At 53.4% G+C, this 25,191-nt stretch carries 21 protein-coding genes and 4 pseudogenes; 13 read left to right on the plus strand and 12 right to left on the minus strand.

Going from position 1 to position 25,191, the window contains the following annotated elements; all coding sequences use genetic code 11:
• Window positions 1-251: transposase (locus IQ22_RS21665; protein ID WP_483247340.1), on the minus strand; the 251-nt coding region annotated here is incomplete at its 3' end.
• A gap of 278 nt (window positions 252-529) precedes the next feature.
• Between IQ22_RS21665 and IQ22_RS23455 the strand changes: the two genes are divergently transcribed.
• The gene (locus IQ22_RS23455; protein ID WP_208733686.1) at window positions 530-769 is read left to right on the plus strand and encodes a hypothetical protein; all 240 of its coding nucleotides are present in this window, start codon (window positions 530-532) and stop codon (window positions 767-769) included.
• Window positions 770-1,029: 260 nt separating this feature from the next.
• Window positions 1,030-2,799, plus strand: a complete 1,770-nt coding sequence (locus IQ22_RS21675) for a retron Ec67 family RNA-directed DNA polymerase/endonuclease (protein ID WP_145145909.1) — start codon at window positions 1,030-1,032, stop codon at window positions 2,797-2,799.
• Window positions 2,800-3,445: 646 nt separating this feature from the next.
• Here the strand turns inward: IQ22_RS21675 and IQ22_RS21680 are convergent.
• Both IQ22_RS21680 and IQ22_RS21685 read right to left on the minus strand, forming a co-directional pair.
• Complete coding sequence (locus IQ22_RS21680; RefSeq protein WP_158635476.1) at window positions 3,446-3,865, minus strand: lysozyme inhibitor LprI family protein; 420 nt, start codon at window positions 3,863-3,865, stop codon at window positions 3,446-3,448.
• Window positions 3,862-4,821 carry an endonuclease gene (locus IQ22_RS21685; protein ID WP_145145911.1) on the minus strand — a complete coding sequence of 320 codons (960 nt, stop codon included), beginning with the start codon at window positions 4,819-4,821 and terminating at the stop codon, window positions 3,862-3,864. Before IQ22_RS21685 ends, IQ22_RS21680 begins: the two co-directional genes overlap by 4 nt.
• Window positions 4,822-5,035: 214 nt before the next feature.
• Between IQ22_RS21685 and IQ22_RS24200 the strand changes: the two are divergent.
• Together IQ22_RS24200 and IQ22_RS21695 are read left to right on the plus strand one after the other, a co-directional pair.
• Window positions 5,036-5,113, plus strand: a pseudogene (locus IQ22_RS24200) (helix-turn-helix domain-containing protein); the annotation flags it as partial.
• An 82-nt stretch (window positions 5,114-5,195) separates the two neighbouring features.
• Window positions 5,196-6,002: pseudogene (locus IQ22_RS21695) on the plus strand (IS3 family transposase); the annotation flags it as partial.
• Window positions 6,003-6,901: 899 nt separating this feature from the next.
• Here the strand turns inward: IQ22_RS21695 and IQ22_RS21700 are convergent.
• The 9 genes from IQ22_RS21700 to IQ22_RS21740 all read right to left on the minus strand — a co-directional run bounded on the left by IQ22_RS21700 (window position 6,902) and on the right by IQ22_RS21740 (window position 15,160).
• A complete protein-coding gene (locus IQ22_RS21700; protein ID WP_145145912.1) occupies window positions 6,902-7,261 on the minus strand; it encodes a RidA family protein in 360 nt (119 codons plus the stop codon).
• On the minus strand, window positions 7,222-8,409 hold the full coding sequence (locus tag IQ22_RS21705; protein ID WP_208733687.1) for an NAD(P)/FAD-dependent oxidoreductase: 1,188 nt from the start codon (window positions 8,407-8,409) through the stop codon (window positions 7,222-7,224). The genes IQ22_RS21700 and IQ22_RS21705 overlap by 40 nt, the downstream gene beginning before the upstream one ends.
• Window positions 8,402-9,781 (minus strand): FAD/NAD(P)-dependent oxidoreductase, encoded by a 1,380-nt coding sequence (locus IQ22_RS21710; protein ID WP_145145914.1) that lies wholly within the window; start codon window positions 9,779-9,781, stop codon window positions 8,402-8,404. Before IQ22_RS21710 ends, IQ22_RS21705 begins: the two co-directional genes overlap by 8 nt.
• Window positions 9,778-10,125, minus strand: a complete 348-nt coding sequence (locus IQ22_RS21715; RefSeq protein ID WP_145145915.1) for a (2Fe-2S)-binding protein — start codon at window positions 10,123-10,125, stop codon at window positions 9,778-9,780. Before IQ22_RS21715 ends, IQ22_RS21710 begins: the two co-directional genes overlap by 4 nt.
• A complete protein-coding gene (locus IQ22_RS21720) occupies window positions 10,115-11,251 on the minus strand; it encodes an NAD(P)/FAD-dependent oxidoreductase (protein WP_145145916.1) in 1,137 nt (378 codons plus the stop codon). The genes IQ22_RS21715 and IQ22_RS21720 overlap by 11 nt, the downstream gene beginning before the upstream one ends.
• The gene (locus tag IQ22_RS21725; protein ID WP_145145917.1) at window positions 11,248-12,045 is read right to left on the minus strand and encodes an ABC transporter permease; all 798 of its coding nucleotides are present in this window, start codon (window positions 12,043-12,045) and stop codon (window positions 11,248-11,250) included. The genes IQ22_RS21720 and IQ22_RS21725 overlap by 4 nt, the downstream gene beginning before the upstream one ends.
• A 5-nt stretch (window positions 12,046-12,050) precedes the next feature.
• On the minus strand, window positions 12,051-12,923 hold the full coding sequence (locus IQ22_RS21730; RefSeq protein WP_145145918.1) for an ABC transporter permease: 873 nt from the start codon (window positions 12,921-12,923) through the stop codon (window positions 12,051-12,053).
• Entirely contained in the window at window positions 12,910-13,983 is a 1,074-nt protein-coding gene (locus IQ22_RS21735) for an ABC transporter ATP-binding protein (protein ID WP_145145919.1), read from the minus strand. The genes IQ22_RS21730 and IQ22_RS21735 overlap by 14 nt, the downstream gene beginning before the upstream one ends.
• Window positions 13,984-14,092: 109 nt before the next feature.
• Window positions 14,093-15,160 (minus strand): ABC transporter substrate-binding protein, encoded by a 1,068-nt coding sequence (locus IQ22_RS21740; protein WP_145145920.1) that lies wholly within the window; start codon window positions 15,158-15,160, stop codon window positions 14,093-14,095.
• 221 nt (window positions 15,161-15,381) lie between these two features.
• On the opposite strand from IQ22_RS21740, the gene IQ22_RS21745 reads away from it, so the two are divergent.
• The 9 genes and pseudogenes from IQ22_RS21745 to IQ22_RS24315 all read left to right on the plus strand — a co-directional run.
• Window positions 15,382-16,275, plus strand: coding sequence for a LysR substrate-binding domain-containing protein (locus IQ22_RS21745; RefSeq protein WP_145145921.1), 894 nt, complete (start codon window positions 15,382-15,384; stop codon window positions 16,273-16,275).
• Window positions 16,276-16,317: 42 nt separating this feature from the next.
• A complete protein-coding gene (locus IQ22_RS21750; RefSeq protein ID WP_145145922.1) occupies window positions 16,318-16,575 on the plus strand; it encodes a suppressor of fused domain protein in 258 nt (85 codons plus the stop codon).
• A 407-nt stretch (window positions 16,576-16,982) separates the two neighbouring features.
• Window positions 16,983-17,324 (plus strand): annotated as a pseudogene (locus IQ22_RS21755) (transposase); the annotation flags it as partial.
• Window positions 17,325-17,901: 577 nt separating this feature from the next.
• Window positions 17,902-19,038, plus strand: a complete 1,137-nt coding sequence (locus IQ22_RS21760; RefSeq protein ID WP_145145923.1) for a ParA family protein — start codon at window positions 17,902-17,904, stop codon at window positions 19,036-19,038.
• Entirely contained in the window at window positions 19,035-20,057 is a 1,023-nt protein-coding gene (locus IQ22_RS21765; protein WP_145145924.1) for a ParB/RepB/Spo0J family partition protein, read from the plus strand. Before IQ22_RS21760 ends, IQ22_RS21765 begins: the two co-directional genes overlap by 4 nt.
• A gap of 2,326 nt (window positions 20,058-22,383) precedes the next feature.
• Entirely contained in the window at window positions 22,384-22,866 is a 483-nt protein-coding gene (locus tag IQ22_RS21770; RefSeq protein ID WP_145145925.1) for a helix-turn-helix transcriptional regulator, read from the plus strand.
• The gene (gene trfA / locus IQ22_RS21775) at window positions 22,863-23,819 is read left to right on the plus strand and encodes a plasmid replication initiator TrfA (protein ID WP_158635477.1); all 957 of its coding nucleotides are present in this window, start codon (window positions 22,863-22,865) and stop codon (window positions 23,817-23,819) included. The genes IQ22_RS21770 and trfA overlap by 4 nt, the downstream gene beginning before the upstream one ends.
• Before the next feature lie 419 nt (window positions 23,820-24,238).
• Window positions 24,239-24,775: pseudogene (locus IQ22_RS21780) on the plus strand (transposase); the annotation flags it as partial.
• Between the two features lie 295 nt (window positions 24,776-25,070).
• Window positions 25,071-25,191 (plus strand): DUF7740 domain-containing protein (locus IQ22_RS24315; RefSeq protein ID WP_483247341.1); only part of this gene is annotated, 121 nt, incomplete at its 3' end.

Consider the following 25,191-nt stretch of genomic DNA (forward strand, 5'->3'; position numbering starts at 1 on the left):
GGTGTGTAGACGTGACGTTTGACCTTTAACCGTACGATGCCCTGAGCACGTAGGCAGCGTCTAATCGTAGCGGAACACACCTGTAGCCCGCTCTGGCGGTAGAGTTCGTTAGCGATCTCATCGAGCGATGCCTGTGGATGCTCAGCCACGATTTTGAGCAATACTTGAATATGGGTAGGCTTGAATGCTGGAAGGCGACCACCTCGATTGACCGTGGCTGAGGCTTCTTTAATCCTGTTATGTTTAGTCATAAACAGACCCCAAAGGCTTGAAACCAGAGGGTCAGGTTACTCCAGGTATATTTTGTCTACACCCTCTAAGACCCTTAAGGTTCGAGTTCGAGACAAGCATGCGCGCTGCTTCGAGAAATGGCGCGCAGCGTGAATTTTGTCTGGAACTACCTAAACGAATTGAGCGCTCGCTCAATCCGGGAGCACGGGTTTTTTCTGTCAGCCTACGATATCCAGAAGTACACTGACGGCTGCGCCAGAGAATTGGGCCTGCACAGCCAGACAGTGCAGTGCAGTGCGTGAGCAAGGAATACGTCACCCGCCGTAAGCAGTTCAAGAGGTCTCGGCTCAACTGGCGCAAATCAGGCGGTGCCCGTGGCTCCCTGGGTTGGATTCCGTTCAAGACCGGAGCCGCGAGATGTAAGCAGGGACAGATCTACCACAACGGCCACTACTTCAAGGTCTGGGACAGCTACGGCCTAAGCCAGTACCCGTTCCGCTCCGGCAGTTTCAGCTGCTCTTCTAAATTCCGTTGTTGACAGACTGGATCGTGTATTCGTCCTCGCACAAACTCACCAGTAACCAGTAGGGAGGCACGCTGCTTATCGTCATTGCTATCGGATCTGGTTTTTTGCTAGCCTCGCTTTCGGCTTACGGGCAGATTTTGGGTCGCGCATCGCGATCAGTGAAAAAATGGTCCGAAAGGATTGCCCTTGGTGGAGACTCATCGATTCTCTACGGTCCTGGCAGTGCCTAGGAGTGCCCGTAAGCCGTCTAACTTTCTGAACATTAGTAGACGATGGTAAAAATAAGTACTCTACGTGCGATAAAGACTAAGCCAGAGCTTGCATTGCTCATGGGGGTTAATGCATCACACCTTACTAATGTTCTATACAGGATGAAGCCTGAAAATCTGTACAAGAGCTTTACGATAGCCAAAAAAAGTGGCGGCGTTCGTACTATACACGCTCCAGTTGATGAGCTTAAATCTATACAAACGGCCCTATCTATCTTGCTACAAGATTGCGTTCAAGAAATCAACAAGTCTAAAGGGGATAAGTTCACCTCAACGTTGTCGCATGGATTTGTTCGAGAACGCTCGATTCTTACAAATGCGGTTATGCATTTGAGTCAAAAAAATGTTTTAAATATTGACCTGAAAGACTTTTTTGAAAGTTTTAACTTTGGTCGAGTGCGAGGTTTTTTTATCGCAAACAAAAACTTTCAATTAGATCCAGCAGTGGCTACTGTCATCGCGCAAATCGCGTGTTATGACAATAAGCTACCTCAAGGTAGCCCGTGCTCTCCTGTTATCACAAATTTAATCACGCACTCGCTTGACATCAGATTGGCTTCTCTAGCCAAAGAGAATTCTTGTACCTATAGCAGGTATGCTGACGATATAACGATCTCGACTAGGAAAAAGGAGTTCCCCTCTAACTTGATGACTGATGGGCAGCAAGGGTATAGCCCTGGCAAAAGGTTGCAGTCTGAAATCAAACGAGCTGGGTTTGAGATTAATAGGTCGAAGACGAGAATTCAATATAAAGATTCACGTCAAGATGTTACTGGATTAATTGTTAATACAAAGCTCGCCGTTAAAAAGGAGTATTGGCGAACTGTCAGGTCTCAGTGCCATTCACTATTTCAAACTGGTGCCTTTAAGGAGAACGCGTCGGGCACTCCCGAAGAAGGCAATATTTTTGCCCTTGAGGGACGACTAAACTTCATCGATCAAATTGATTTATTTAATCGAAAGAGAAATAAGACGGCGCCAGCTCTTGATCATGACTCTTCTCAGAAAAAATACAATACACGAAGGTTGTTGAGTAACCGCGAGCGCACATTCAGTAGGTTTTTGTACTATAAGTTATTCTATGGCAACGCTAAGCCAACTATTGTTTGTGAAGGCAAAACCGACAATATATATCTTAAGTCAGCCATAGGTCGACTAGCAGGCGCTTACCCTAATTTGGCGAAGCCAAAGTCTGGGAATGATCCATACGAGCTACTGGTGCGGTTTGTTAAATATACTGAGCGTACTAGGTTCTTGCTTGAGTTGTCAGGTGGCACGCCCTATTTAAAAGAATTTATTTTGGGCTTCGATGAGCATTTCAAATACTACAAGGCGCCAGCTCCGAAGCAGCCAGTCATCCTTGTATTTGACAATGATGATGGCTTCGGAAAAATTGAAGGAGTTTTGAAGGGCAAAAAATACAGCCCTACTATCTTTCCTACAACGCTACCGACCGACGCTTTCAGAAAGGCAGAATTTATTCATGTAGCTCATAATTTATATATTGTGCTGACGCCATTAAAAGAGAAAGGGGAGCATACTTCAATCGAAGATCTCTTTCCGCAGGCTGTCAGGGATATAAAGTTAGGCGGGAAAAAGTTTAACAAAGAAAATGAGATTGATATTGATATCGAGTATGGCAAAGAGTACTTTGCAAAAAAGGTCGTTTTGCCAAACAAAAATGATATCGATTTCTCAGGGTTCAATATTATTCTAACTAGGATGGTGCAGTGTATAGAACACTTCGCTACCCTTACCCTCACGAAACCATAGTTGACCTTCTGGCTCTATTTACGTGAATTACGCCCTGATCGCCCCAAGCAATCCTGCGGCTGGGTCAAAGTCATGGATGAAACGCAAGCCGCAATGGCTTAGTGGCTTAGTGGCTTAGTGGCTTAGTGGCTAGAGCGACAGCCACCGACCGGTATCTGGTATTTCGGAAGGGCTGAAAAGTGGAAAAAGTGACAGATCTATTTTCTGAGTAGACCGGCCGCTTCTGTTGAAAAAGTCGGTTCTTCCAGACTGCCCGCATACTAACCGCTGAAAACGCCCTTATTGCGCGCAGCTATGCGAAATCTGCCCCCGGAATCCTCTGCTCAATATAAAGATTTCAATCTCAAGCGCGTAATTTTCTACCATGGAAACCATGGCCGACTTTTTCAATAGAATTGGCCGCTAGCGGCCATGCAGTGCAGGTAGTTACAAGTAATCCAAGCATTTACTTGGACATGATTAAGGTCTACGTAACAGCTCTTATGATCAGGACTTTCCTACCTCAATTACCTGAGGATGAAGTAAGCGCATAGGTGGTTGGCCTATAGCTTTTTGAAGGCCAAAACAAACAGCCAGCGCAGGGTTGGTTCTGGCAATGACGGAGAAGCTTCATGTAGCTCTATCCAATAGCCCTCACCTAAGGGCGCTACTCTTCATCAAACAGTTTGCCTTGGAGATAGATCTTTTCAAGAAACCGGGTTCTCTCGGACGTCATCTTGCCTAGACATATCTCCCGGTCCTCGTTGCGTGATAGGCCTCCACTCATCAAGGTGTAGTAGGCCTCGCAATTTTCGTCTCTAAACTTCAACCAAGCTCGTTGGCTTTGCCTTAGACTCTGGCTAAGCTCTTCTTTGGGTACGAGTCCGTCATCAAATCCGCCCGAGTCAATCTTGTGCATGATGTCGCGATAGGTTCTATTGAGTTTCGCGTCAACTGACTCCGCTGGGTCAGACGTGACACAGGGCTGCTTGCATTGCTCCTGCGCTTGAGCCTGAAAAACGATGCCCGCTATAGCGATCAGGGCCAGAAGGGCCTGCTTTACCCGTATGAATCGATGCGTTATCACTTGCAGTTTCCTGCCTTACGATACCCGGCCGCCTGCGCCTCAGCCTCAGAGTTGAACGATACCTGATTCTTGGCTGAGACCTTGGTATAGCTTGGGCATCCCTGAGGCAGGTGATAGATGTGGCTATTTTTGTTGCCAATAATGGTCACAGACGATACAGAGCTACTAGTAGTAGCCGGCTGAGCGGACCTCGAATTTCGTGCCGGAATCGGGCTGACGATACCCTCCCCTACCGGCTTGTACCCCAAGGTCCACTGGCGCTCACCGGTTACGAACGGGTTGTGGTGGCCCATCACTGCGGCAATACGGTTGTCTCGCTCCTTTTCCCAGGCGGTAACGGGATGCTGTTTGTCCCAGGCCATGAGGAGCTGCTGTTGCTGGCGCGACATGGACAGGTCATAGCGATCGTACATGTAGAACGTTACCCGAGCCGTCAGGCCCTTGACCTCATCGCGGGGCTCGGCTGAGCGGCCGGCAAAGTCAACTTTCGTCTTGCACTGCCCATACTGCGGTGACACACCGCTCACCATGCCGTACGGGTAGTTGCTTCGATCGTCATTAACCTCGCCTACCGAGGGATAGAGATTGAAGATATCCGCTTCCATGGCCCGAAAGACCGGATCGTCCGCAACACAGTTCTTGCGCCCGCCGTTCTGCCAGCACTGGCGCTGGTGACCAAAGATCCAGGCGGGGACGATATGCTCCCACTCGATGCGCTCGGCCCGGTTCTGCTGTGAACGCGTCTGGTAGCCACAGGACGCCAGGTCAATGCGTCCACCCGACTTGCCGGCCCAGGCCCAGTGACAGCCGCAATACAGCTCACCCTGCGTACTGCTACCCTGGTCGAAATAGACCTTTTGCTTGGCCACAACCTTGGCCTCGGTAAAGGTAGCGGGTGGTGCGGCCTGAACGGCAAAGGATATGAGCAGAGCAAGGGAGAACAGAACTTTTTTCATTGCAATACAAGGGCAAACGAGACGGACCGGCATTATAGAGGGTGGTCAGGGATTATGCTGGCGGGAAGGTCTCTCGGCGATCATCAGTTTTGCGTGAGATACCCCGTACTTCTAAGTGCGGGGAGGGATAGCGCGGCGCGCAAAGCGTGCCCTTTTATCGCTTCCTGCTGATGACCAATTTCTATCTCACATCAAGTTTTGTATGTTGTAAGGCATGACTAAACGCGCCTACCAATACCGGTTCTACCCAACGCTTGAACAAGCAGAGCTGCTTGCAAAGACGTTTGGCTGCGTGCGTTTGGTCTATAACACCCTGCTGCGCTGGCGCACCGATGCGTTCCATAAGGAACAGCAGAAAATCGGCTACTCTGCGCTGTCAGCTGATCGGGCTGTCTCGCTCGGTACTGCGCTATCAACCCCGCTCCAGCGAGCAAAACATCAGGCTGCAAACCCAACTCGTGGAGCTGGCACAGAGGCGTCGGCGCTTTGGCTATCGGCGCCTGCATATCCTGCTGCGGCGGGCTGGCATGCAGGTCAACCACAAGCGGATCTATCGCCTGTACCGGGCTGACGGTTTGATGGTGCAGCGCCGGAGGCGCCGCCACGGTGTCGCCGTAGAGCGCGAGCGACTGAGTCTGCCGAGCGCGCCGAATCAGGTGTGGTCGATGGACTTCGTCTTCGATGCACTCAGTACGGGGCGGAGGATCAAATGTCTGACGGTGGTCGATGATTTCACCAAGGAGGCGGTGGGTACCCTTGTGGATCACGGTATCAGCGGCTTTCGCGTTACTCACGCATTGGATGAAATGGCCCGATTCCGCGGTTACCTCAAGGCAATCCGCACCGACCAAGGCCCCGAATTCACCGGCAAGGCACTTGATCAATGGGCCTATCAGCGTGACGTCAAGCTGAAGCTGATTCAGCCTGGCAAGCCCACACAGAATGCGTTCATCGAATCATTCAACGGCAAGTTTCGGGATGAATGCCTGAACGAGCACTGGTTCTGCTCATTGGCCGAGGCCAGAATCCGCATCGCGGCCTGGCGAAGGGACTACAACGAACACCGACCGCACAGCGCTATCGGTAATCACACCCCGGCAGAGTTCGCTGCGCATTGGCGAGCGAGCCAGCACCAATCGCAACATGAAATATTAATATCAACCCCAGGGCCTACTAAATAGGCAGCGGTACTAAAACTGGGGGCAGGTCACGTCCATTGTTTAATACTTTGTGACTCATGTTATTTTTCCTTAACAAGATATAAGCTTTTGATAAAATTGGTTAGAGTAAGCAGTAGCCATTTAACTTATGGTATCTATCTTTTATGGTTATGTATAAGAAAGTCTTAATAAAATTGGGTTAAATCATTCTTGTTAGGTATATATAAAGAGATTTTGCAGGTGATCAATAAAGCTTATACCAGCGTATGAGATATGATTACAGAGACGCCTGAAGAGACTAAGAAGATGAACCTCAACCTTAAAGTTACCCTTTAAGGTGTTTTATATGACACGATCAACCAGTGACGCAGGGCGTCGTACAGCGTATGCATCTTAACAAACCAACATCAGCTTGCCCGGGATAATCATGTTCAGATACCGGCATAGGAGTCCGTCGCGACGGTCGTCAAGTACATTCCCGATACTGCCACACAGCACGGTGCTTATGCCCCGTGATAGCCCAACAAGCCGCGTCTTACGGGCTTCTCCTGATGGTGACCAGAGAAATCCAAGCTCGTCTTCTTTCCAGCGAACCCTTGGCTCGACTAGTTCGCTCACGGCTAAGTACCCAAGGGCTGGTAATTGCTGAGGTAAGCCTTCATGAACTAACACCTCGCTGGGATCGATCAAAGGTAGTCGTCATGCACCCACGGTCCAGGAGCGAGCACGAACTCAGCTGGGAAAGCTCGGCGCAAAAATCCGTACGCAGGCAACCTCCCATGGCACTATTGTGTTAGTTATCTGAGGAGGAAATGTCCAGTTTCATAGTACTTCTTGGTAAGAACATACGCCCGGTTAGCTTGCTGCCAGTCGCCGTATGGCTGCATCGGCCCGTCTGAGGCGAGCCGATGCGCTTATCTTTAATCAACCGCCGCGACAATGGCTATCTCTACCAGTAATTCCGGCGCAGCCAGCTTCGACTCGACAGTAGCCCGTGCGGGTGCCTCTCCTTCTGGCGCCCAGGCATCCCACACTTCGTTCATACCTGCGAAATCAGCCTGAATATTCGACAGCCAGACCTGTGCGCTAAGAATGCGGGTCTTATCCAGACCAACCTTGGCCAGGTAGTTGTCAATCTTCTGCAGTACCTGTTCTGTCTGACCTTTGATGTCCTGCGTACGGTCGCTGGCGGTTTGCCCGCCGATAAAGGTAATGCCGCCCTTGTATTGCACGACGCGGCTCATGCGCTGGTTGGTTTCGACTCGAGTGATTGGTTGCATGAAGGCTCCTTGGATGCCATAAGGATGGAAGAATCGAGATTGAAGCGATCGATAGCGAATGCCGCCAAGTCAATTGATGAAGACTCGCCCAGTACCAATTGCGCGACGCGCTCTCCGGTACCAAGGCTCATTTGAAAGCCACTACCGCAGTAGCCGAACGAATAGGTCAATCCACTCGCACGGAGGCTGTGCGAAATAACCGGCAGATCGTCCTGAGTGAAGGCTTCGATACCTGCCCAGGCGCGGTTAATACCAAGGTGCTTCAAATGCGGAAAAAGATCGGTCACGGTTAGCGCACTGGTGATGAGACGTGTGATATCGACCTCGCCGTGCCGAGTATCAAAATCCAGATCGCCGATGAGCTTTCCGCCAATAACAACCGTACCGTTATCAAACTGCTTGAACGACAACGCGCGCCCAGTCGCCCCAAGCACCTGCTTGCAAAAGGGTGCAACTCGGTGGGTTACCATGAGCATCAAGCCTTGCGGATAGGTGGGAACGGGCTCGCCTATGTCAGCGGCAAGACGTCCCGCCCACGCACCGGCAGTTACAATAAGGTGGTCCGCCTCGAACCGCCCTTTCGGCGTGCTGACGTGCCAACGCGAAGCCTTTTGGGTAATGGCAAGCGCCGGCGTTTGCTCATGCACCACCACGCCTAGCCGTTGCGCAGCCCTCCGAACAGCCGTCACGACGCGATACGGTACCGCATAGCCATCATCCGCTACCCAGATACCACCAACGACATGTGGAGCCACCGTGGGGAGTAGCTCAAAGACTTCCGCTCGGTCGATAAGAACCTCATGAGTAAATCCATTCGCCTGCAATTCGGCGACGCGCATTTGACATTGCGCAAGCTCCGCCTCGCTCTCGGCAAGCTTCAACTGTCCGCTTGCAACGAAGCTCGCGTCGTCACCCAGCAGTTCCGGCAGGTTGTGCCAGATTTCGCGGGATGCCAGCGACAATGGAATCTCCGCCAGATGGCGGCCGAGTGTCCGCACTCCACCCGCATTTACACCCGAGGCATGGCGGCCAGCATAGTCGGCCTCCAGGACAGTCACCTTTATGCCCCGACGAGCAAGATGAAACGCTGTACTCAAACCATGCAGGCCAGCGCCGATGACGAGCACGTCGGAGGTCGTGTCAGCCACTGGCCAGCTCCCCGAGTGTGATCGGCTTGATGGGGGGACGGATGCGGAAATATCCCACCTCATCCGGCGACAGGCCTCGTGTCTTGGCAATGATTTCAGTAACGGTCAATCCGCACATCCGCCCCTGGCAGGGCCCCATGCCGCAGCGACCAAACGATTTTGCCTGGTTCGGTCCACTACACCCCAGCTCGACGAAACGCCGGATATCACCCGCCGTCACTTCTTCGCAGCGGCAGATAGTGACATCATCACGTGGCGGAATACGGTTCTCGTCTCGCGGACGATACAGCGCGTCAAGGAACGGGCGAATACGCAGGTTTTTTTCAAGTTGATCCCGCAGTGGCGCTGCCCTGCTGTCACGCTGCGCTGGCGTAATACGCCCCAGGTCCCGCGCAAGTCCAAGGGCAGCTAGCTGCCCTTGAAGCGCAGCGACCTGTGCGCCACCAATTCCCGTCCCATCACCCGCCGCCGATATGAACGGCACATCCAGTCGGCCCCAATGGTCGGTCTCGGGGACAAAGCACAGTTGTGCATCATCCCACCGGTGCTGTGCCCTAAGCGCCTGTGTAAATTGGATGTTTGGAACCACGCCCTGATGAAGCAGGACCGTGCTGGCCGGCAAACGGTGCTGCTGTCCATCAACGACAAAGCTAAGAGCTTGTACCTGCGCCTCACCCTCGATCTGCAAACCCTCAGCACCGGTATAGTGCGGTACTTCGTTTTTGCGTAGCGCCCGCAGCAGCGAGATGCCTTTACGCAAATAGGGCCAGGCGCGAAGCGCCTTCAGCAAATGTCCGCGGGCACGCCAGTAGTCCTCCCGGCGGCTGGTGTCTACCAAAGCACTGATCTCGATACCGGCTCGCAGGTACTGCCAGCCGAGCAGGTAAAGCAGTGGGCCACACCCGGCCAGAACAACTGGCCCCTGGGGTCCAATACCTGCGGTCTTGAGCAGAATCTGTGCGGCACCCGCCGTCATCACGCCGGGCAATGTCCAGCCAGGAATGGGAAAGGGTCGCTCCATCGCCCCGGTCGCCAGGAGTACAGTTTTGGCAGCGAACGAGCGTACCCGACCGTCTTTCAGGTAATGCACCTGTCGCTCTCGCGTCACCTGCCACACGGATGCGCCAGTCTCGTGGCGCACCGTTGAACCTTTTAATGCGTCCGTCAACGGGACTCCATCCCCATAATCCGTGCCTAGCATTTCGCGCCGAGCGGGTGAGGCGCTGGCGATCCCGCGATAGATCTGTCCACCGGCGGCGACCTGCTCGTCCAGCAATACGACAGAAATACCAAGCTCGGCCAAGGTTCGCGCACCTGCCATCCCGGCAGGTCCTGCACCAATAACCACAACATCGATCGGTTCAAGATTCATGGCTGCACCTCCATCACGACTGGTTCGGACGCTGTGAACGGCAGATCCCGTGCGCCTTGCTGCGAACGAATACGCATGCCATCGGCCACCTCGATCAGACAACTCTGGCGACTCGGCACCCCATTGATTTCGACCAAGCACTCAAAGCACACACCCATCATGCAGTACGGCGCACGCGCCTCACCGCTGACAGGAGACGTACGAAAATACCGTACGCCCGCGAGTAACAGCGCGGCGGCAACAGTAAGCCCGCTCGGTACTTGTAACGGCTGATCATCGAACGTTACGGTGATGAGCCGGCTGCCATCGACATCGACACGGCGGAACAAGGAATCAGTGGGCATGGGAAAACACCTCCCCCGTGAGAAAACGTTCGCCAGCAAACACCGCCAGCTCTTCCGGTCGTTCACCGCCCCGAATCCATGGAGCCATGCGTGTCGCGTGCGCGGCAGCAAGCGTCACGCCGCTGTGACAGGTGACGACGAACGCCCCAGGATGCGAATCGGACTGTTGATAGATGGGGTAGCCATCCGGGCTCATCACCCGCAATGCGCCCCAGGCGCGAACCAGACGGACACCCGCGAGAAGCGGGAACGTAGTAACCCCACGCTGCGCGATCTTTGCGAGCACGTCGGTAGTTGTCAGGTCATTGAAACCGACCTCTTCCATTGAGTCGCCCAGCTGTACGGTGCCCTCGTCCGTTTGCCGGACATTGATCGTCGGATAGTCAAGAAAGGACTGGACGCGCTCGCTGACCAGGACCTGGCCTCGGTTTGGTGCGACTGGCGCATGCAACCCCACTTGCTCGGCCAATGCCCGGTTTCCCAGGCCAGCGGCGAGAACAATGCGTGGCGCGGTAAACCGACGCTGTGATGTGACCACGGCAAATTCACCGGGCAGAAACTCAATACGCTCCACGGACATTCGCCCCAGCACAGTCGCGCCGTGGTAACGCGAGCCTGCATGCAGTGCTCGCAGTAGTTTCAAGGGATTTACATGGCCATCCATGGGAGTGTAGCTGGCACCCACGACCTTGGGCCCTATACCTGGCAACCGCGCGTTCAGGTCAGCCTGGTCGAGCATCTCGAACGGGTAATCACCCAGCTTGGCCTGCATGCCTGCCAGGCGCGACTGCCGCTCTGCCAACTCGTTATCGGAAAAGCACATGTGGAACCCGCCGGGCTGTTTGAGGCGTACGTCGACGTCCGTTTCCCTCAACAATCCTTCGGCCAGGCCAGGCCAGGCCAGAGCTGATAACCGAGTCCAACGCGAGTATTCCAAACGGTCGAACCCTTTGCCCTGTACCCACACCAGACCAAAGTTGCCGCGTGACGCCCTGAACGCATCATCGCCCTGATCCAGTACCAGCGTACTTGTGCCAGCCTTCGCCAAGCCATAGGCCACCGCCATGCCAACCAAACCTCCGCCAACGACGATCACATCCGCAGAGGTGGGGATAGTGTTCGTCATTGCTTCTCTCCAATCAGCACGCGATCCAGACCGACCAGACGGTCGAGAAACACCATCACCGCCAGCGTGCCGACAATCAGCACAGTCGAGACCGCCGTGATCAGAGGATCGATGGTCTGGGAAATCTGGTTGTACATCGCGACCGGCAGCGTCGTAGTTCCCGGCGTGGCGACGAATACCGTCATGGTCAGCTCGTCGAAACTCTGGATGAACGCTAACAGCCACCCCCCGATCACACCGGTACGAATGCGCGGCAGGATCACTCGCCAGAACACTGTGAACCGCCCTGCTCCCAGCGACAGCGCCGCCTGCTCGACATCGCGCTCAAGGCCAATGGTCGAAGCCAAGGTCAGGCGCAAGGCATAGGGCAGTACGACAATTACATGTGTAACGCTCAGCGCCCATAAAGACCCGCCAATCTGCGCCAGTGAAAAGAAGCGTAGAAAGGCAATGCCCAATACCACGGAAGGAATCATTAATGGTGATAGCAGGAACCCTGTTATCACGCCGCGACCTGGAAAGTTGTATCGGCTGATCGCCAGCGCCGCAGGAACTGCCAGCAGCGTGGCAAAAGTGGCGGAGACCAGCCCCAGCTTTAGCGATAGCCAGAACGCATCGACCATCTCCTGGTTCTCCCACAGCGCATGAAACCAGCGCAGGGATAAGCCATCGGTCGGCAAGGAGATGTATCCCTCACCCGTGAAAGAAACTGCCATCACTACTACCAATGGCGCAACGATGAAGGCAATGAAGAGCGTATGAAATGCGAGCGAGAAAAATCCGTTGCGATACATGGCAATCACTCGAAGACGTGTTTGAAACGGCGCTCAGCCAGCCGGCTGCAGCCCACCACGATCACCAGATTGGCAATCAGCAACAGCACCGCAATTGCAGCACCCAGCGGCCAGTTCAGCGAACCGAGGAATTCATCATAGGCCGCTGTCGCCACCACTTTGAGACGACGTCCTCCAATGATCGCAGGCGTGGCGAAAGCCGAGGCAGCCAAGGCAAAGACGATGATCGAGCCCGAAAGAATCCCCGGCATAATCTGCGGCAACACTACCCGGCGGAATGTGGTCATGCGGGACGCGCCCAACGACAACCCCGCCTGCTCTACCTGCACGTCGAGCTTTTGCAGGCTGGCCCAAACCGCAATCACCATGAAGGGCACCAGTACGTGGGTCAGCACGAGCACGACACCAAACTGGGTGAACATCATCCGAATAGGAAACTCTGTGATGCCGAGCGCCTGTAGCACTTGATTGATCAAGCCGTTGTTGCCCAGCAGGATCGCCCAGCCAAGGGTTCGCACCACAACCGAGATCAGTAGCGGCCCCAGCACGACCAGCAGGAACAGGGAGCGCCACGGGCTATGCATGCGCGCAATGATGAGAGTTTCCGGTACGCCAAGCAGCACGCAGAAGAGCGTCACCGCCAATGCCATTCCGCCAGTACGCAGGAAAATCTCGTGGAAGTAGTCATCGCTAAAGACTTCCAGGTAGTTGGCAAACGTATAAACAGGAATCACACCCTTGGTATCGCTGAACAGGTTTAGTGATAGCATCCCGGTCAACACCAGGGGCGCAGCCAATAGCGTGACGAAGACAAGCATCGCGGGCCCGGTTAGCAGCCAGGGCGAGCTGCCGATGCGCTCAGCGTCATACGTGGCCATGGGCGACCTCCTGCTCTAACAGCCGCAGGTCGTCATCGAGCCAGGTCAGGCCTACTTCTTCACCTTCCATCGGCGGCGGAGCACCAAAGTTCGGTTGCGTAACGTTTACCGGGCCCAGCGGGCTTTCGATTCCAATCAGCCAAAGGTTGCCAAGGAACACCCGCATACGCACGGTGCCGCGCAAACGTGCTTCGGTGGGCTCGGCCAGACGGATTTTCTCGGGCCGAAGGTAGACATTTACATTCCCGTCGAATTGATGCCCCTCGTGCGGAACGTGAAACATCAGGTTGTCCACCTTCACCTCATAGCAGCGAGGCTTGCGGGTATGAATCGCTCCAGCGAAGGCATTGGTCTTGCCCAGAAAGCTCGAGGCAAACGGCGACTGTGGCCGTTCGTAGGTCTCGAATGGAGAACCGATCTGCACAATGCGTCCGCCGTGCATCACGGCGATGCGATCGCTCATGGTCATCGCCTCCACCTGGTCGTGTGTCACGAGGATGGTGGTGATGCCAAGGTCACGCTGGATGGCGCGCAACTCAATGTGCATGTCTTCGCGCAGTTTGGCGTCGAGGTTGGACATTGGCTCGTCCAGTAACAACAGATCCGGACGGATCGCCAGCGCACGGGCAATCGCAACGCGTTGCCGTTGGCCACCAGACAGGGCCTTGGGGTAACGCGCGCCGAGACCGTGCAGGCGAACCATGTCAAGCGCGGACTGTACGCGCCCTACCCGCTCGCTGCGAGGAACACCTCGCATCTCCAGCCCAAAACTGACGTTCTCCGCAACCGTCATATGCGGAAACAACGCATAGCTCTGGAACACGATTCCGAGCCCGCGCTTTTCCGGGCGGACATGGGTGATGTCCCGGCCGTCCAGAACGATACGTCCGGCCGTGGGCTGAACGAAGCCTGCGATGCTTTGCAAGGTAGTGGTTTTGCCGCAGCCGGAGGGCCCAAGTAGTGAAAGGAACTCGCCCTTTTCCACTGAAAGGTCCAGGCCGGCAATGGCGGTAAAGTCGCCATAAGTCTTGACGATGCCATCGAGGGTCAGAAAAGTCATGCATGCCTCCAGGGCGACAGACGCGTTCGCGATTGATCAACGTCGCTATTCGGAAAGGGTTCGAACGCCCGCCGTCATGGCTCCATCCATGACCGTCAGGCACATCGACTCAGCGCTCGATCGTGCGATTCCAGCGTGTCGTCCACTCGGAACGCTTCTGGTTGATCGTGTCCCAATCAACCTTGATCAGGCTATCGACCTTCTCTTGTCCATAAGGCATGCGGGCGGCAAGTTCAGGCGGAAGCTCGACGGTCCGGTTCACCGGCGCGAAGCCATTACTCTCCGACTGGATCCTCTGCACTTCAGGGGACAGCACGTACTGGATAAACTTCTGCGAAAGCTCTGATTGCGCGTTCGCCGTCACGGAACAGCCCGCGATCTGCAGCGCTACCGCCCCTTCTTTGGGGTAGATGAACTTGAGTGGGAAGCCGGTGTTCTGAAGCGCAACCGCCCGGCCGCTGCCGTACACCGCCATGATCACATCACCGTTTTGCATCATACCGTCCATCTCACCAGGGGCACTGACCCAGGCCAGGACATTTGGCGCGATGTCCTCTTCGAACACCTTAAAGCCTGGATCAATGTTCTTCTCGCTGCCGCCATTCAGGCGTGCCATTTCGATCAAGGAATGCAAGCCGTAGGTATTGGAGATTGGTGGCATACCCAGCAGCTGCTGGTACTGGGGGTTCTTGAGATCGTTCCAAGAGGTCGGCGCTGCCCAGCCGCGCTTCTTAAAGGCTTCCTCGTTGTAACCAATACCTGTTGCGACCATGCCAAGTGCAGTCGCCTCAGGACTCAACCGGGCCAACGGATACAAATTCTTGTAGACGGGTGCATCGGTCAGCTTTTCGCAAAAGCCCAATTGCAGGGCCTGGTACATCGGGCCATCGTCCATCATGGCAACGTTGATCTGCTGACGCCCCTTCTGCGCTTGCAGTTTGGCCAACGTTTCCGTTGAGTTGCCGGAGACGTAGACCACCTTCACCCCGTGAGCCTTTTCGAATTCGGGAATGACGCGAGTCTTGTACATCTGCTCGGTGGAACCGCCAACACCTGCGACGTAGAGTGTGGTTTCGCCTTGAGCGGAAAATGAGAAACTGGCTGTGGCCAACAGCAGCGCGGATAGACCATAGCGTAAGGAAATCGATGAGGTGAGAATAGAATGCGGGCTAGTCACGGGTAATACTCCCTTATTTGCGTAGCGGCAGATCTAGAACTTCATGGGTCACGACAAGAAGGTCGATGCATCTGCTTCCGAAGACTTCGCTATTACACCTTTCGGAAACGCTTTCTTTTTATAAGGCCATTTAGCCTGGCATCGAGTATTGTCGCTACAAACCCATAAGGTCAAATACGGATGTATGGGTTAGGTATTCATATTTGATATGAAGGCTCGCCATGAATCTAAGGCAGATCGAAGCATTCCGTAGCGTTATGCGCCTGGGCTCCATGACTGCGGCAGCCGAAGCGCTGTACACGTCGCAACCCAACGTCAGCCGCTTGATCGCGCAACTTGAGTTGAGTACAGGACTCAAGCTGTTTGATCGCGCGGGTGTGCGGCTTATACCAACAAAGGAAGGCAGCGCTTTCTTTCAAGAGATAGAGCGCGCTTACGTCGGGCTGGACAGCCTGCGTCAATCCGCAAAGAACATTCGCAATCTTGGTACAGGCCGTTTACGTATCGCTGCAGTCCCTTCGACTGGGCTTACGCTAATACCCCACGTCATTAAACACTTCGTTGAAACACACCCCGAGTTGACCGTATCGCTGCATATGAATGCCTCACCCACGGTCGTGCAATGGGTACAATCACAGTTCTGCGACCTCGGAGTAGTGGTCCAGCCAAGCGATGCCAGTCCCTTAGAGACATTTCTCATCACTCAGCTGCAAGCCGTTTGCGTATTGCCGCCTGGACATCGCCTAGCCGCGCAGGAACTTATAACGGCACAGGATCTCCACGGTGAGGATTTCGTGTCGCTTTGTCATGGCGATGGTACACGCGAGCAGATGGACAAGGTCTTCGAACACGCCGGCGTCGAACGGAAGCTGGTGGTGGAAGGCCAATACAGCGCCATTAATTGCGAGATGGTTGCCTCTGGAATGGGGGCAGCACTGGTGAGTCCGAACGTTGCACAAGACTTTTTACACAAGGGCATCACCATCCACCGCTTCGAACCTGAGCTGTTATTTCCGGTTTACGTCGTCGCCCCTGCGGTATCAGGCCAGACGCCACTAGCGAGGCAGTTTATCCAGGCGCTGCGCGAGCATTACGCGACTGAGTTCCCGCGATAGGCCGTGCGTAAATACGTTTGGTTTATATAGAGGTAGCGGGCCATGTCGCGACTCGTGGACATGGCCCGCTCTATGAACCTAAGGCTGGCCCGTGGGGCCGAGGCGCTGCTTGAACGATTCGACAAGCATGGTATTTCCGACATCATTCGGATCGACCGGCAGAATGTTTTTAAAAAGCGCTTTGGCTTCTTCCAACCTATCAGCGGTGTCTGGCCTGGGGCTATAGGAGGCGGCGCTTCTAATGAGCGCTCTTCATGCATTATGTTGAAATCGAGATCTATACTAGGGTTCGCTAAATAAAACACTGTGTGCTCATCGATACCCTCCTATGCTTAAACGTGCCGGGGGCAGTCCAGCATTGGTATAGCGGCTATGAAGCGACATTGGAATGAGGTGATTTGATGAAGCGGCTCTAGATCAACCTACCTCAGAAGCCTGCCTAAACGTTCACAGACAAAAGGCGTGTCTTTCCCTACAGATGGACTAACGCTACCCGTATAAATATGTGACACTGTTCACAGTGTTAAAGCCCATGATGATTTATCAGCCCTGCCCTCGAGCAGGGCTTTTTTTGCTTAAAAGACTTATCGGCCGCTTGAGATAAATCTTTAAGCAGTCCTACAACCAGCTTATGAAAAGCATGTTGTAGTGGTCTAATGATTCCGGAAACCCATTTAGGCGAGTATCCTCTCCATGAGAGGTGTCTGATGATCAAGCAACGTCGTTCCTTTACGCCTGGGTTCAAACGCGAGGCCGCAGGCCTCGTGCTCGATCAAGGCTATAGCCATATCGAAGCCAGTGCTCGCTTGGGGGTGGTCGAGTCCGCATTGCGTCGCTGGGTTAGTCAACTCCAGCAGGAGCGCAACGGCGTAATTCCATAGAGCAAGGCACTGACGCCTGAGCAGCAGCAAATTCAGGAACTGGAAGCTCGAATCGCTCGCCTTGAATGGAGAAATCCATTTTAAAAAGGCTACCGCGCTCTTGATGGCCGAGGAGCACGAGCGCTCGCGTTGATTGATCAACTGCGCTCCGATGAGCCTGTTGGTCTCACGCAACGTTTGATGAGGGTTATCGCGAACATTCGCGATAGTCGCCTCTTCGTAAGTAGGGAACACTCCGGTAGCACGCGACACGCTAACGCGGCAGCGTCTGAAGTGGTGATCCCTCGTATCCGCTCATGACGACATCCGCCTTACTCGTTCCGGTAACTGGAGAGGCTTCACCATGAGCACCGATTCACTTCGATCCGCTGATTACGGTCAGCCCGTATCCGAATTAGGCCTCCTGCTGGAGGTGGGTTAGTAAATGGCGCAGGGCCTTGGCTAAAGATCAGCTGGATAGATCCTGGCTCAGGATCTTACCGTAAAGCACGCACCTGGAAACAGGCAACAACCACACTGGCATTAGCTTGTTTTGAGCCAGCGCTTCGCTAAGCAATTGATCTAACCCGCTTTTATCTCGATAACCCTATAGACAGCAAAGCCTTTTGCACCAGCTTTACCCTATAGGCATGAATAGATTCGATACTTTTATTATAGGGTATTGCAAGCTTTTTACTTGCATGACCGGGTTGAGCTAGGCAAAAATGCCTAAAGCTATAAAGCTCTCATTACCTCAAGGACTCTCATGGACGCTTTGGCACTTTCTCAGGTCGATAATGTGGAAGCCTACCCCTATACTGACTTTTCGACGTTGCAGTTCCCTCCACAATTTGCAGCCGATTGCCTTGGCATCAGTCCTCAGACCTTAAAAAACATCGAGAAAGAGAACAATCTGCAGATCGGACGTATAGCGCGTGGCTCCGTAGAAGTACGAAGCTATACCTTGAGTGACCTGTTCCAGATTGCTGCTATCCGTCGGCAGAACGGACAAACCAAAGGTTTTGTCCGGCCGGTCACCATTTGTGATTATGTACAAAAAGGCGGAACCGCCAAAACCACCACAACCTGTAACCTTGCGATTCTTTTTAGCCTGATGGGGCTGCGTACCCTGGTCATTGATAATGATCCCCAAGGGGACGCCAGTTCAATGTTTGGCTATGATCCAGACCTGACTGCCGAAGAATTGGAAGAAATCGGGGTGCCAGCTGAACGGGCTGTTAATGGTCACCTGGGTAACCTCATGCGTCTGGGCAATGCCTACCAGCCTATGACCCTAGATGAAGTCATCAAAAAACCGTTTGGTGAACATGGTCCTCACCTGATTCCAGCAGAGGACTCGCTGGACGACCTGGACGTAGTACTGCGTAACGCGCAGGGATCGGACTTTCGCTATTCCCTCTTTATCTCATCCGCTCGTAACGGTGAGTATCCCCATTGTGATCTCTCCAAATACGACGTGATCATTATGGATAATGCGCCTTCAGGCACCATGCTCTCGCGTAACTCCATGGTTGCGGCCGATGTTCTGATCTGTCCCGTGCGTATGGACAAGTTTTCGTTCCGCGCACTGTCTCGTCTTGCATTCAAGCTGGCCGAGTTCAAAAAGGACTTCAAGCGAGCGCCAGAAATCATTGCCATCCCCACCATGTACATCCGCAACAGACCTCGTATCCAAGCAAACCTTGCCCGTCTTGCTCAGCTGTTCCCAAGCAAGGTAACCGAGCAGCCGCTCTATCTTTCGGAAGACTATTCGAAAAGTCTTGAGGATGGCGTTCCGCTTTCATTGTGGCGTCCTGCTACCGACAATTCCCTGGGCGCCATGCGCCTGGTCTTTAGTGAGATCACAGGCCGTATCAGAAAAGTGCTGGAGCAGGCTAAATGAAATCGACACGTCGACTAGGCCAGGATGGCCCACCCATGAGTCCCACGCGAGTCGTACCGCTTGTTGAAGCGGATCTTTCTCGCTCCCAGGAGGATATTCTCAAGGAGTTGGGACTGCTAAGTGCCAAGAGCGATATTCCTGCCGAGGCTTCTGTTCCAGCACCAAGCCCCGATGCTGGCCTTGAGCGAAAGATCACCCACATCCCCTTCGAGCCCCCCGCTACACTCGATACCCAGGGAGCCACCCTGGCACTTCTGCCCATCGAGCTTATCGATCCGGGCCGCTATCAGCCTCGCCTTCGCTTCGATGAAGAGGCTATCAGTCTTCTTGCGTCGACCATCGAGCGCGCCCAGGGACTTACCAATCCGATCATTGTACGGCCCATAGAAGGGGGCCGTTATGAGCTGATCGGGGGCGAGCGCCGGCTGCGAGCGCACAAGCTGCTGGGCAAGACCTATATATTCTCGCTCATACGTGAGTACTCCGATGAAGAGGCCGCCATCCTGTCATGTACCGACAATGATGCCCGCGAGGATCTGTCTGACTATGAACGGGGCCGGGGCTACAAGCAGTTACTGGAGTCAGGGGTCGTAAAACACCAGACCCAGCTGTCTCAGCGCGTGGGTAAAAGTATGTCGACGATCAGTCGCTGCCTGGCCTATTTCAAGCTTCCGGCTGAAGTCATCGCCATGCTTGATCTTGACCCCTTGCTGGTCGGCAACAAACTTGTCAGTGATTTTGTCCGCTTTACCGACCAGGGCCATCAAGCCCTTGTAATCGAAGCCGTCCGCAAGATCTCTAAAGGCACTTCACAGGAAGCTGCGCTGCAGTGGCTTAAGGCAGAGGTTACAAGAACCCTGCATCCCAAGGTGCCCAAGGCCTCCATGTCCTTGTCCTATAAGGGCAAGGCCTCGCTTAACGCTCAGATCGACGGACAGAAGATTATCCTGACCTGCGCCAAGGATATTTCTCCTGATGAGTTGCTTCAGCTCTTTCGCGATTTTGTTGAAAGCAAGTAACTGATTGATATCTCTAACCTTTCACGGTGAAAAATTTCACCGTGAAGGCTTTTCTCTTCTCTTTTTACTTTTTCTCTTTGCCCTGTTGCGCTGCTCTTCTACCGGTTTTTTCTTGACCCAGGTGCCGAGTGCGCCTTTTTTTCTTTTCTGTCCAGGCGCCCTGAAGGTTAACCTCCTCCCTTTTCTTATGCTGATTTTTCACGGTGAAAACTCAGCATGCTTTTTTATCCAGCTGGGCTACACCAGGTTTTCACCGTGAAAACCTCTTTTTATATCCATGGATCAGGCAGGCCTCCGAGCTTAACTCTCCTCCTGGAAAAGTCCGCCAATGTTATTCAGCACATAATCCCTACACTAGCTAGATGTCTTAAGAGCTGCACTGCTTATGGCTAGTTTCAGGTGCTCACGCAACAATGCGATTGGCTCCAAACTTGGGATGAGCCCTTCTTAAGCCTTCGCTCGTAGATATTTTCACGGTGAAAAGCGATACACCTTCCATTAACCCCTAGAACAGCCCATGCTTTTCATGAAACGCTCATGAGCGTCTAAAAGGATAAGCGAAGCATTCTTTGTTGACAGGACACGGCAGAGACCAAGACAGCTCCTGAATCTTTTCACCGTGAAAAGTAGCCCTGAAGACGCTGGAACGAAAGGGCTGCATCTCTCAAGGAATGCCTCGGCTAAGGGTAAAGGGCATCGCGAAGACAGGATGTCGAAGAGGGCTCCGAGTCTTTAGTCTGAACCTGGCTGAGAAACTAAAGGCGTTGTTTATCTAGGTCCAGGTAGACAAGCTAGCACAACCGCGGCCTCCTCCATCAACCAGCTTGGGAGCAGACTTATAAAGATTTGGCTGGGGTAGGCATCCTGCTGCGCAAGCACTGCAGCTGTTTTGCAACACCAGGAGACTGGCTTGCCTTTAGGGTAACTTGGCTTTCTCTCCGGTTAAATACCGAGCAGGGCTAGCCCCTCGTCCAGCCGCCTCGACATGGCCTCTTTGGCCTGAGAGCTCTGCCAGTACTACAGTCTGCGTCTTACTACACGGTTTTCACCGTGAAAACTTCACCTTGCCGCAAGGCTTCTCGTGTACTCCTTTAGGCCAAGGGATTTAATAGTAGCCGAAAGCTCGTAAGAACCCTGGCTGTAGCTCTTGGAAAGCCTCGCCTAGTCACGATCTACTCTACGGTAACTTCCCAGGTACTGTTAGCTGAGACTCGATCCGGAGCAGTGTATAGGCTGCAAAGTTAGTCATCACACTTTGTGATTTTTCACGGTGAAAACCTGAAAGATCAAGGGTTGGTAATGACCAGAAGCTCTGGTGTGTCTTTGGCAAAACCACACGGCGGCTCAAGAGCTACTCAAAGATCGTACGTCAGCATAGGTCATAAGGCGTAGCGCTGCCTGAAAGATAAGGCCAACCAAGTAGACGGCTCATTAGGCTGCTTTGCAAAGCGCAAGCATAAGGCTTTGAGACCCAATACTGGCCACTGAAGTCGCAAGATTAAGGTGCTTGGGATTTCAGCGCGCACGATCACTGGAAAACGGGGGTTATCAGGCATTATGGCTATCTAGATTACTTTTGCTTCAATTCTATTCTGGCTGCATAGGGAATGTAACAGCAATTGGGACATCTGCGCCAATTGCTGGCTAGTAAGTAAAGTAGAAAGTCATAATAGGCAATGCATTACCTTTAGCCCTCTACAGGCCAGCTGAAAAGCTTTGCAGCCCTCTGGTTAATACCCACACATGCAGTACAGACTGGAATAAAACGCCTTCAAAAAACCAGCTTGTTTGTCATACCAAGCCACACGCCATGCTCAGCCAGACATTTATCCCAGTAGCTTCCAACATAACGGGTAATAATCAGGTAACTATACCCCTCATGTAACCTTTACAGGCGTTCAAAGAAGGACCATGAACACAAGAATTGGCATATCGGCGCTCTAATCACTGTAATTTGGTAATCTATAGACCCATTATAGCTACTATATTACCTTTTAAGCAGAGCCAACATGATAAAGGGGATTTTGGGATATCAGCGGCTATTAGGTAATGCAAAAGCCCTAGTTGCTCCTATTACTACTTTCAAGACGCACCTGAGACCAGGGGCTAGTGGCGTTTGGTGCACAAGATGAGCCCATACATACCCAGTTCCCCCAATGCTGGGCTGTCTCTGGCAAATCAGCGCTCAAACAGTAATACAAAGAGCACAAGTGCCGCATAGAATACCTTATACTGCCAGGGTAGCGAGCCGCCTGCACAGCCAGGCGTTTCATTGGGTTAGTCGCCTTTGTCAGAGGACAATGGTGCAAGCGAGTAGACAGGTGTCATGAGTAATTCGGCGGTCATTCCAAGAAGTCGTCAATGCGCTGCAGCCAGAACCATGCTGGGCTGGCACCAGACGATGCTTGCAGAAAGGGCAGGGCTTTCTGCCAAGGCGTTATCTTTCTTCGAGACAGGAAAGACCAGTGCCAGAGACTCAACGCTCACAGCAGTAGAGGAGGCTTTCAAGAACGCCGGGGTACTGCTCCGGGATGATGGAGGAATAGGGCTGCAGCCTTCAGTCCAGATTCCTAGAGGCCGCCAGTATGCTGCCGCACGGGTACTTCTTGGCTGGAGCCGGGAAGAGCTTTCCGAACGTACCAATGTGTCGGCCAAGGCAATCGCCTTGTTTGAGCAGGGCAAATCGACCCCTCGCGGAGCCTCTCTGGACGCTTTTGATGCGGCCTTCTATCTGGAAGGGGTTACGCTACCGGAAAACGGTGAAATCCTGGTAGAGGCACAAGAAGAACCGCTGGAGGCATCGGCGTGAACAAGGACACCGCACCTCGTCCCGCTAGCAGCCGATTAAAGGCCCTCCTGCAAAAACGTGAAGCCGAAGCCAAGGCGCGGCAGGAGGTCGTTGAGAAGGCCAGCGAAGAGGTCAAGGACATTCAAGCGGAGGTGGCAAGCCAGGGGGCGCTCAACCTGCAGCTGCCGCTTTTTCCTGAATACGCCTCGGCAATGCCTCACCACTGGACCCGTACCACGCTTTTCGCCAGTATCGCGCGCGGCAAGCGCAAGTTACATCACCGTCAGCAGCTGGCCAGCCGTACAGACTTCACGATCCTGTACACCGGACAGCAGCTGGACATGGCCGACAACGATGTGTTTCTCCATGCCCTACAGCTTGCGCAAAACCAGGACGCCGGGCAGGTTATCCATTTTATCCGGTCAAAGTTTCTTGAAGGCATAGGCCGAACCGCCAGTGGCCAGAATACCTATGCCTGGCTTGAGAACAGCCTGCGTCGTCTGGCAGAGGCTACCCTGTTTATCGAAAGCGACCAGGGCCAGGGGCTAATGGTACGCCTGATCAAGGATATGGCCTGGAACAAGAAACAGGACGAATACTGGCTTGCCCTGGATCCGCATATCGTCAAGTTTTTCCAGCAAAGCCAGATTGCCTATATCGATTTTGAGGTCCGCAAGAAACTCAAATATGCCCTGTCCAAATGGCTGCAAAATTACGCGTGCGGCCACAGAGCCGGCGAACACCATTTCGTATCCATCGAAAACCTGATGCACTGGAGCGGCAGCACAGGACGTGTGCGGGATTTTGCCGAACACAAGGAAAGAGGGCTCAGGGTCGCCCTGGCTGAACTGGAGAGCCACGGCGTCATTCGCGACTGGGAAATTTATGAGCGCCCCAATGGGCGAAAAAAGCAGCTCATGGTCAAGTGGTTCCGCCCGCAGAAAGTCAAGGAGCTCTCTCAGGAAAGTAGCTGACCCTCTTATCCACAGGGGTTGGGATAACGTCGCGTATCCTATTGGGATAACGGCGCATCCATTTGGGATAACAACGCAGTTTTTTGGGATATCGTCGCGGCTGCCTGGGATAACGGCGCACTTGTTTGGGATATCAGCGCAACGCTATTTGCTATCTCATTGAATATTAAAGAAATTTTTATAGATGCTTGAGACTTAAACTGCTTTTAAACAGCTCTTAAACCTTTATTTAAATAAGCGGTTAACCGATTTTTCTTTTTAGTAAAACAGAGCAGAGCAGAGCATGATGGGCTCCGTCTGAAAGGTCTTGCTAGAGGATCAGTAGCGGATAACAGCGACCTAGCACATGGGCAGGTGTAGTGGTCTAATACTTCCGGACACCCAGTTAGGCGAGAATGCTCGCCATAGAGAGGTGTCTGATGACCCAACAACGTCGTTCCTATTCCGCTGAATTCAAACGCGAGGCCGTAGGCCTTGTGCTCGATCAAGGCTATAGCCATATCGAAGCCAGTCGCTCGCTTGGGGTGGTCGAGTCCGCGTTGTGTCGCTGGGTTAGTCAACACCAGCAGGAGCGCAACGGCGTTACTCCGCAGAGCAAGGCACTGACGCCTGTGCAGCTGAAGATTCAGGAACTGGAAGCCAGGATCAACAGGCCGGAACGGGAGAAATCCATTTTAAAAAAGGCTACCGAACTCTTGATGTCGGAAGAGCACGAGCGCACGCGCTGATTGATCAGCTGAGCGCCCAAGGCCAGTCGATTGGCTTTGCACAGTCTTTGACATTACTCGCTCGTGTTACGCCTCAGGCGCCGAACTCCGGACGTTGAGCGGCTTTGGTTGCGCAGTCGGGTCAAGGAACTGTTTACGAAAAGTCGAAGCGCCGTCGGTAGCCACAGCATCGTGTCGATGATGCAGGAGGACGGTGAGCAAATCGGGCGGTTCAAGGTACGTGGCCTGAGCGGTATAGATCAGGGCCAGAAAAGGGCGGCTATCACACGGCCGGGATAGCTCGGGTCGCTTATGCCTAGCAGCTCATAGCCAGAAACGTTCTCGCAGGTGGGCGGTAGCCAATGCTTGTTGCTGATACCCGCGCGGGTAGGGGGTATGCGGATTGAACATGCCTATTTTGATTGTTGAATGCATAAACCCATTTGCTGGCAATGCGGCAAGCAGCTTTGCCAGGAGCAAACCTGTTGGCTTTAATAGGTAACGACCACGTTACTATGAAAGATATGAAAGAAAGGATGTCACGGTGCGCTTTATTGATGCGGTTTTGTCCCTGGCACTGATAGCTGAAATTCACGGAACGGATCGAGCAGTAGCTGAGGCGGCCAAACGATTTTCAAAACAGCTGCCCAGGCGTTATCGGCAGT

It is taken from the genome of Pseudomonas duriflava (assembly GCF_007830155.1).
GTDB classification, from domain to species: Bacteria; Pseudomonadota; Gammaproteobacteria; order Pseudomonadales; family Pseudomonadaceae; genus Chryseomonas; species Chryseomonas duriflava.